Here is a 7766-nt window from a genome sequence, read left to right on the forward strand (position 1 = left end):
TCTCAATCCTCAAAGCTCAATGCTTATTCGTCTAGGAAGTTGGAAATTGCCATTTCAATGGTAGCTTCGAGGGAACATTCCAATTCACTAGACTTTTCATTGAGTGCAACTTTGATGTAGTCAGGCAAATACTTGACAAGCTGAGCGATCGCTTCTGGGGAAAGGTGTTGGGTAGTGAAGGTTTGATTCATAAGACTAGGGTTGGTTAAACCAGTTGTCATTTTTATATTTATCTTTATCCTAGTCTTTCTTAGTATACTATTCCTTGGTTCAGTAACGCCCATTTACGGCATTGCTTAATAATGGAATGATTTGAAGAGTTTTTAGGTGCGCTTGACCCATTAAGAATTTAATTCGCGTGATTGTCGCAGCTGTGGAATGGGCATCAGGCGTGGAATGGGCATCTTGCCCGTTTCATTAAGGGCTAGGGCTTTGCGATCGCACTAAGATAATCAATACTCGATTTGATCGATTGACCAGCATTTTAAAGGACTCTTACCGATCAGCATAAATCTGTAATTGGGATAGAAATCATACCAATTCGCGATCGCTAATTCCCCTCCATTCCGAAAAAGCGATGCTCCAAAAGAGCCGCTAAAAGCGAACGCACTTTCTTCTGGTGTTATCTTTTTATGCCAAATAAGGTATACTGTTTGGTGAGGTAAGGTAATGACAGATAAAGTAATTTACTGGGTTGGCTCTTCTAGAGAAGAATTATCGGATCTTCCCTTGGAAGCACGGCGGAAGGCTGGTTTTCAATTGAGAGCTATCCAAAGGGGTCAAAAACCTACAGATTATAAGCCGATGCCCACAATTGGCAAGGGAGTTGAAGAGATTCGCATTTGGACCGGAGAAGCCTATCGGATTTTATATGTCGCTAGATTTGAAGAGGCAATTTATGTGCTTCATGTTTTCCATAAAAAAACACAGAAGACCTCCAAAGGAGATATTCAACTAGGACAGAAGCGTTATCAGGAGATGGTTCAGTTTAGAAAGGAACAAAAGGATAAACATAAAAATGACTGATGAAAAAACCGTCAATGTCGTGTTAGGGGACGACAATGTATTTAAAGATTTGGGATTTGAGGCAGAAGAAGCAATGAATCTCAAGGTAAGAGCGGATCTGATCTTAGATTTGCGTTCCTATATTCAGGAGCGGGGATGGACTCAAAATGAAGCAGCAGAGTTTTTGGGAGAAACCCAACCGAGGATTAGTAATTTAATGAATGGTGAAATTAGTCGATTCAGTGTGGATAAGTTGATTAATTTGCTAGGAAAAATAGGGATGGAAGTGAAGGTAGAAGTCTTCCCGAAAGTTTGATAGTTGTAAGCTATCAGCTATCAGCTTTCAGCTTTCAGCTTTCAGCTTTCAGCTTTCAGCTTTCAGCTTTCAGCTTTCAGACATCAGCTTAAGCGCTACGCGCACGCTTCGCGAACAGCTATCAGACATCAGCTTTCAGCTAAAGGCTGACGGCTGACGGCTTAATGCTTACAGTAAGGTAATTGAGCAATGGATAGATTAAAGCATTATCGGGAAATTGTCCAGGAAGTTTTAAGAGACTATCATCATATCAATCAAAAATCTGGTTCTACCACTGAAAGTGCTTTAGGGTTTGATGAGGTACAGGATCAGTATCTTTTGCTGCTGATGGGTTGGTGGAAAGATGAACGGATTAAGAGTGTTATGATTCATATCCGTTTGAAGGATGACAAGATTTGGATTGAGGAAGATTGGACTGAGGATGGGGTGGCGACAGATTTGTTACAGAAAGGGATACCACGAGAGGAGATTGTTTTAGGATTTCATCCACCCCATCTGAGACAATATACTGAATTTGCAATCGCATAGGTCACGGGGGGCGCGATTGACCGTAGGTCACGCGGGGCGCGTTCGCATTAGACAAAACAGTTTCAAGCTATTAACATTAAATTATCAAATAATTTATTAAAACTATCATGTTTAGTCTGAGTGACATCCATCCACTCTCAGAATTCCAACGGGGCGCTAAAGCCTTTATCGCAAGGCTCAAAGAAACTAAAGCACCAATGGTTCTGACTGTTAATGGCAAAGCTGCTGCAGTTGTTCAAGATGCTGAAAGCTATCAGCAACTTCTCGATCGGATGGAATTGCTTGAGTCTATTGCAGGCATCAGAAAGAGTATTGAGGAGTTTGAGCAAGGACAAGGTATTCCGTTAAAGGAAGCATTTCAGCAGCTCCAGGAAAAATATGGCCTACCAGATTGAAATCTCTCCTACTGCAGTGGCAGATATTGAAAGTATTTTTATTTGGATAAAGGAGGATTCAGCAGAACGAGCTTATCGCTGGGTAAGAGGATGTTATGAAGTGATGTTGACCCTGGAAAACTTTCCGAGGCGTTGCTCACTAGCCCTCGAAAGTAAGTATATGGGTATTGAGGTGCGCCAACTTCTCTATAAAAAGCAATTCTATATTTTATTCACGGTGAGTGAAGCAGTCGAAGAACAGGAAGGAATTGTCCGCATTCATCGTGTTCGCCGTGGTTCTCAACAAAGGATCGAAAGTATAGATCAACTTTTAGGTGATGATCCAGAAATCTAAAGCACTTTTATTAAGCTATTGAATAGAGTGAGTGCTGGGTTCGAGATCCGAGCAACTACCAAGGTCGAAATTTCTGAAGTAACGCACTATAAAAGATCGGCGATTAGCGGAAAGGGCGAGGGATTTGCGATGCTCCAAAAGAGCTGCTAAAAGCGATTGACCTACGGTCACGCTACGCGAACGCACTATGCTAATAGACCAGCAATCGCGCTAAGATAAGCTAAGGTAAGGTCCACTAATGCTACTGCCAATGGAAGTTCTAAAACTGACCACTAAGACTGATGAATCGGGTTGTTTGAATCTTAATATTCCAACCCAGTTAAGGGCAGTTGAGGTTAACGTTGTCCTTGTTTTAGATCCAGTTTCATCAGTTGATAAGCAGGAATTAAACTATGATTTTTCAGATTTGGTGGGGCGATTAACCTTTGGGGGAGATGCGGTAGCAATGCAAAGGAATCTAAGGGATGAGTGGTAATCGCTATTTCCTAGATACAAATGCAATTGTGGCTCTACTGCAAGGAAATGCTAAAGTAATTCAATTATTACAAAATGCTGACTGGATCTGGATTTCAGTCATTAGCCAAATTGAGTTTCTGGCTTTTTCTGGGCTAGCCGAAAGCGACCGCCAACTTTTTAAACAGTTTCTTCAGCGAGTAGAGGTGATCGGTTTAGTGTCGATTGACACTGGGTTGATTGAGAAAATTATCGAAATTCGCCAGCAATATAGGTTGAAATTGCCCGATGCTATAATTGCAGCGATGGCTATACAAAATTAGGCCAGTTTGGTGACAGCTGATCAAGAATTTGCCAAGGTAACGGTTTTAAGAGTAATTAATTGGTAGCGATCGCCCTATAGTCATGATTAGCATGGGTTAAGCGCTTGTTTGCTCAAGATTTAGACTATAATGAGTCGAGAATTTAATGTAATTATCGAGCGCGATGCTGATGGCTACTTTGTAGCTTCTGTTCCCAGTCTTAAAGGGTGTCATACCCAAGCAAAATCTTTAGATGAATTGATGGAGCGTATTCGAGAAGCAATAGGCCGTAGGCCACGCTACGCGAACACCCTTTGTTTTAAATTTGAAGAAAATGTAGAAGATTCCCTTCACTTCGTTATATCGTTATCCTCTTGCCTCTTGCCTTTTTCGTCAATAAGTGTGTTTAGAACCCAGATACAAAAGCGCTGATAGCTGATAGCTGATAGCTGAAGGCTTACTCCTCAATCCCAGATCTGATCCATCTGGAGCACAAACCCAGGTAAAACTGGCTCACCACTCACCGTCGCTGGATTATCCAGCTGTTCAACTTCCGCCCCAAGACGATATACATAAACTTGGCGCTGATCTGGGTCAATCAGCCAACCGAGCAAAGTCCCATTTGACCTATACTCTGCCATTTTGTCTTGCAAGTTTTGCAGGCGATCACTCCCAGAACGTAGCTCAATCACAAAATCAGGGCATAGGGGTACAAACTTCTTTCGTTGTTCTTTAGTTAGGGATTCCCACCTCTCAAGCTTGACCCAAGCAACATCAGGAGAACGATTTGCTCCATTGGGAAGTATAAAGCCAGTAGAAGAATCAAAACCTTTCCCTGTACCATCTTGGCATACCCAAATGCCAAACTGAACAATCAAATCAAAATTGCGACTGCCAGTTTCCCCTCCTGTAGGAGTCATAATAATCAGCCTTCCATCTTGCTCCCGTTCGATTCGTAACTCCCGATTGAGCTGACAAAAAGCAAAGAATTCCTCATCACTCATATCAAAAGCCGGACGAGTCTTGAGCTCTAAGGGCGTTGCTAGTTGTGGTGTGATCGATCCAGTCATAATTATCAGGCGCGATTTGCCTTCCGCAACCCTACCGCAAGCACACAGTGATTCTATTTTAGAGCTTATTGCTTTACCTCGGCATTAGCCCATTGTCGATGCCAATAATTGATTGTAAGTATTAACCTATCAGCGTGTTGCGTATCAGCTAATGCGCTACGCGCACGCTACGCGAAAAGCTTTTGAATAGAACAGGTAAGCATTGGAATAATGCTGAGTTACGTCAGCACCTCAAGTAGTGTGAGCTAAAAGCTGAAGGCTGAAGGCTGACGGCTGACGGCTGAATGCTTACCAAGAGTTTAGATCAATTCGCGATCAGCTCCATAGCTGCCCATGTCATCCAACCTCGACCCAAAGAATAGAAACGTTAAACTAGAAACGCTGCTTTCCCATCTGCCACTATGCCATCTACCAGTCAACCCCTGAACTATCCCAAAAGCCGCAAAGCCGACCAAGTCGATGATTACCACGGTACTCTAGTTGCTGACCCTTACCGCTGGCTAGAAGACCCAGATTCAGAGGAAACAAAGGCTTGGGTAGAAGCACAGAATCAAGTCACCTTTGGTTATCTCAGCGAAATACCAACACGGGAAACACTTAAGCAGCGCATCACCAAGCTATGGAATTACGAGAAATATAGCACTCCCTTTAAAAAAGGCGATCGCTACTTTTATTTCAAAAACGATGGTCTCCAGAACCAAAGTGTTCTCTACACCTTGACCTCCCTCGATGCTGAACCAACCCTATTACTTGACCCCAACACCCTTTCAGAAGATGGTACCGTTGCCCTATCAGGTTTAGCCTTTAGTAAAGATGGCAAGCTGCTGGCCTATGGTCTGTCTAGGTCTGGTTCTGACTGGCAAGAGTGGCAAGTGCGGGAGGTGGAAACCGGTCTTGACCTCTCGGATCAGATTAAGTGGGTGAAGTTTTCTGGGGCATCTTGGACTGACGACAATCAAGGTTTCTTCTATAGCCGCTTCGATGAACCCAATGAAGCCACTAAGTTAGAAGACCTCAATTATTATCAAAAGCTCTATTACCATAAGCTGGGAACACCCCAGTCAGAGGATAGTCTGATTTATGAGCGCCCTGACCAGAAAGAATGGGGTTTCAGTGGTCAAGTCACTGAAGATGGTAATTATCTGATCATTACAGTCTTCCTCGGTACTGACCCAAAGAATCTGGTGTTTTATAAAAATTTGCAAGACCCAGATTCCCCGGTTGTGGAACTCATTAACGAATTTGATGCCAGCTATAGCTTCATCGGCAATGATCAATCAGTATTTTGGTTCCGCACAGACTTAGATGCCCCTCGCAGTCGAGTCATTGCCATAGATACTAATCATCCTGATCAGGCACAGTGGCAAGAAGTAATTCCCCAAGCCGATGAAACCCTAGAAGGTGTAAGCTTACTCAACAACCAATTTGTGGCGGATTACCTCAAAGATGCTCACTCCTCCATCAAAATTTTTGACCTAGATGGTTCCTTTGTGCGGGAAGTGGAATTACCTGGTATTGGTTCGGTTGGTGGTTTCAATGGGTTACGTTATGATACTGAAACCTTCTACAGCTATACCAGCTTCACCACCCCTGCAACCATCTATCGCTACGACATGGTAAGTGGGGAAAGTACCATTTTCCGGCAGCCCCAGGTAGACTTTAATCCCGATGACTACGAGACCAAACAAGTTTTCTACCCTAGCAAAGATGGCACCCAAGTGCCTATGTTTATCACCCACAAGAAGGGATTGCAGTTAGATAGCAACAACCCCACTTACCTCTATGGCTACGGCGGCTTTAATATCTCCATAACCCCCAATTTCTCCATTAGCAATCTGGTATGGATGGAAATGGGAGGTGTTTATGCTGTTGCCAATCTCCGTGGTGGCGGTGAGTATGGGGAAGATTGGCACCAATCTGGGACAAAACTCAACAAGCAAAATGTATTTGATGATTTCATAGCAGCGGCGGAGTGGCTAATTGGTGCTCAGTACACCTCACCACAAAAACTTGCGATCGCAGGCGGTAGCAATGGGGGATTATTGGTCGGTGCTTGCATGACTCAGCGTCCAGACTTATTCGGTGCAGCCCTACCAGCAGTGGGAGTACTGGATATGTTGCGCTTCCATAAGTTTACTATTGGTTGGGCCTGGTGTTCCGACTACGGTTCCCCAGATAACCCAGAAGAATTTAAAGCCCTTTACGCCTATTCCCCATTACACAATCTCAAACCAGGAACCGCTTATCCCCCTACCCTGATTACCACCGCTGACCATGATGACCGGGTTGTCCCTGCCCATAGTTTCAAATTTGCCGCAGCCTTGCAGGAGGCCCATGAAGGGGAACAACCAGTGTTAATTCGGATTGAGACCAAAGCAGGGCATGGTGCAGGCAAGCCCACCAGTAAGATAATTGAGGAGATTGCTGATAAGTGGGCGTTCTTAGTCAGAAGGCTAGAGGTAGAGGTTTAAAGAGTAAACAGACCATAACTTGCCTAGGATTTTCAGGCTAGGATTTAGGACACAGTTCACGATAAGATATAGCGATCAGTGTAGGAATTGTGATAATTTTTTTCCCCTGTTCCCTACTCCCTACTCCCTGTTCCCCTCCTGGGAGGGGTTAGGGGTGGGTTCCTGTTCCCTTTGCTGCTCTTTTTGACAAGACTGCTGGTTACTCATGGACTTATCTGCTATTTTAAACGTTGCCCTTGGCTTATTTTTTGTCTACCTGATCACCAGTCTGTTAGCCTCTGAAATCCAAGAATATCTCGCTAGCGTTTTACAATGGCGAGCTAAACACTTACAGAGGGCTATCGAAAATTTAATTAATGGTGGGATTCAGTTACGAAATATAACCCTGAAAGATGTGGTCGATGAGTCAGATGGAGAATCAGTTAACGTAACCGTTGATCAGATTAACAATTTAAAAAAGACCAAACGGCTTTTAAAGAAACTCTATCAAAATCCGTTGCTTAAATCAGTTAATCACGAAGCCAAAGACCTAGATAACAAAAATGAATTAAAGTCAAACTCTAACTCAACGGTTAGTGGACCTTCCTATATTCCATCAGATACCTTTGCCACCGCTTTAATCATGATCATTGTTCAGCAGGCATCAACCTTCAAAAATAATGCCGAGATTACTCTGGACAATTTTAAAACAGCCCTTGAAGAAGATAAGATCAAAAATTTACTTCCTGAAGACTTAAAGATAACTCTTTTAACCCTGATTGATAAAGCGAAATTTGAATACTCTGACCGGAACAAAGACCTAAAAAAACTCCAGGAAGAACTGGCGACATGGTTTGACGAATCCATGGCACGAGCTGCCGGGGTATACAAGCGTCAGTCTAAAGCCATATCT

General features: G+C 43.4%; 11 protein-coding genes and 1 pseudogene. 10 read left to right on the plus strand and 2 right to left on the minus strand.

Translation table 11 applies throughout. The features are described 5' to 3' along the window. Window positions 1–23: 23 nt before the first annotated feature. Window positions 24–221, minus strand: coding sequence for a hypothetical protein (locus F6K20_RS15890; RefSeq protein ID WP_287267029.1), 198 nt, complete (start codon window positions 219–221; stop codon window positions 24–26). Window positions 222–669: 448 nt separating this feature from the next. On the opposite strand from F6K20_RS15890, the gene F6K20_RS15895 reads away from it, so the two are divergent. From F6K20_RS15895 to F6K20_RS15930, 8 genes are all read left to right on the plus strand, one after another. After that, a complete protein-coding gene (locus tag F6K20_RS15895; RefSeq protein ID WP_008178175.1) occupies window positions 670–1026 on the plus strand; it encodes a type II toxin-antitoxin system RelE/ParE family toxin in 357 nt (118 codons plus the stop codon). Next, a complete protein-coding gene (locus F6K20_RS15900; protein WP_008178176.1) occupies window positions 1019–1321 on the plus strand; it encodes a helix-turn-helix domain-containing protein in 303 nt (100 codons plus the stop codon). Before F6K20_RS15895 ends, F6K20_RS15900 begins: the two co-directional genes overlap by 8 nt. 189 nt (window positions 1322–1510) lie before the next feature. Next, window positions 1511–1849: a XisI protein gene (locus tag F6K20_RS15905; RefSeq protein WP_008178177.1), complete on the plus strand. Its 339-nt coding sequence runs from the start codon at window positions 1511–1513 to the stop codon at window positions 1847–1849. Between the two features lie 107 nt (window positions 1850–1956). Continuing rightward, window positions 1957–2244, plus strand: coding sequence for a type II toxin-antitoxin system Phd/YefM family antitoxin (locus F6K20_RS15910; RefSeq protein WP_008178178.1), 288 nt, complete (start codon window positions 1957–1959; stop codon window positions 2242–2244). Continuing rightward, on the plus strand, window positions 2228–2578 hold the full coding sequence (locus F6K20_RS15915; RefSeq protein ID WP_008178180.1) for a type II toxin-antitoxin system RelE/ParE family toxin: 351 nt from the start codon (window positions 2228–2230) through the stop codon (window positions 2576–2578). The genes F6K20_RS15910 and F6K20_RS15915 overlap by 17 nt, the downstream gene beginning before the upstream one ends. Window positions 2579–2816: 238 nt before the next feature. Next, complete coding sequence (locus F6K20_RS15920; protein ID WP_008178181.1) at window positions 2817–3053, plus strand: hypothetical protein; 237 nt, start codon at window positions 2817–2819, stop codon at window positions 3051–3053. Further along, the gene (locus tag F6K20_RS15925; protein WP_008178183.1) at window positions 3043–3354 is read left to right on the plus strand and encodes a PIN domain-containing protein; all 312 of its coding nucleotides are present in this window, start codon (window positions 3043–3045) and stop codon (window positions 3352–3354) included. Before F6K20_RS15920 ends, F6K20_RS15925 begins: the two co-directional genes overlap by 11 nt. Window positions 3355–3483: 129 nt before the next feature. Continuing rightward, on the plus strand, window positions 3484–3765 hold the full coding sequence (locus F6K20_RS15930; RefSeq protein ID WP_131826942.1) for a type II toxin-antitoxin system HicB family antitoxin: 282 nt from the start codon (window positions 3484–3486) through the stop codon (window positions 3763–3765). Window positions 3766–3797: 32 nt separating this feature from the next. On the opposite strand, the gene F6K20_RS15935 is transcribed toward F6K20_RS15930, so the two are convergent. After that, a complete protein-coding gene (locus F6K20_RS15935; RefSeq protein ID WP_008178184.1) occupies window positions 3798–4403 on the minus strand; it encodes a Uma2 family endonuclease in 606 nt (201 codons plus the stop codon). 401 nt (window positions 4404–4804) lie between these two features. Between F6K20_RS15935 and F6K20_RS15940 the strand changes: the two genes are divergently transcribed. Beyond that, window positions 4805–6874, plus strand: a complete 2070-nt coding sequence (locus F6K20_RS15940) for a prolyl oligopeptidase family serine peptidase (protein ID WP_287267031.1) — start codon at window positions 4805–4807, stop codon at window positions 6872–6874. 205 nt (window positions 6875–7079) lie between these two features. Continuing rightward, a pseudogene (locus F6K20_RS15945) lies at window positions 7080–7766 on the plus strand (hypothetical protein); the annotation flags it as partial.

The organism is Moorena sp. SIO2C4 (genome assembly GCF_010672485.1).
Taxonomy (GTDB): Bacteria; Cyanobacteriota; Cyanobacteriia; order Cyanobacteriales; family Coleofasciculaceae; genus Moorena; species Moorena producens.

Coding starts and splice junctions, on each gene's coding strand:
- F6K20_RS15890 (WP_287267029.1), bottom strand. CDS start 221: ATGACAACTGGTTTAACCAACCCTAGTCTTATGAATCAAACCTTCACT.
- F6K20_RS15895 (WP_008178175.1), top strand. CDS start 670: ATGACAGATAAAGTAATTTACTGGGTTGGCTCTTCTAGAGAAGAATTA.
- F6K20_RS15900 (WP_008178176.1), top strand. CDS start 1,019: ATGACTGATGAAAAAACCGTCAATGTCGTGTTAGGGGACGACAATGTA.
- F6K20_RS15905 (WP_008178177.1), top strand. CDS start 1,511: ATGGATAGATTAAAGCATTATCGGGAAATTGTCCAGGAAGTTTTAAGA.
- F6K20_RS15910 (WP_008178178.1), top strand. CDS start 1,957: ATGTTTAGTCTGAGTGACATCCATCCACTCTCAGAATTCCAACGGGGC.
- F6K20_RS15915 (WP_008178180.1), top strand. CDS start 2,228: ATGGCCTACCAGATTGAAATCTCTCCTACTGCAGTGGCAGATATTGAA.
- F6K20_RS15920 (WP_008178181.1), top strand. CDS start 2,817: ATGCTACTGCCAATGGAAGTTCTAAAACTGACCACTAAGACTGATGAA.
- F6K20_RS15925 (WP_008178183.1), top strand. CDS start 3,043: ATGAGTGGTAATCGCTATTTCCTAGATACAAATGCAATTGTGGCTCTA.
- F6K20_RS15930 (WP_131826942.1), top strand. CDS start 3,484: ATGAGTCGAGAATTTAATGTAATTATCGAGCGCGATGCTGATGGCTAC.
- F6K20_RS15935 (WP_008178184.1), bottom strand. CDS start 4,403: ATGACTGGATCGATCACACCACAACTAGCAACGCCCTTAGAGCTCAAG.
- F6K20_RS15940 (WP_287267031.1), top strand. CDS start 4,805: ATGCCATCTACCAGTCAACCCCTGAACTATCCCAAAAGCCGCAAAGCC.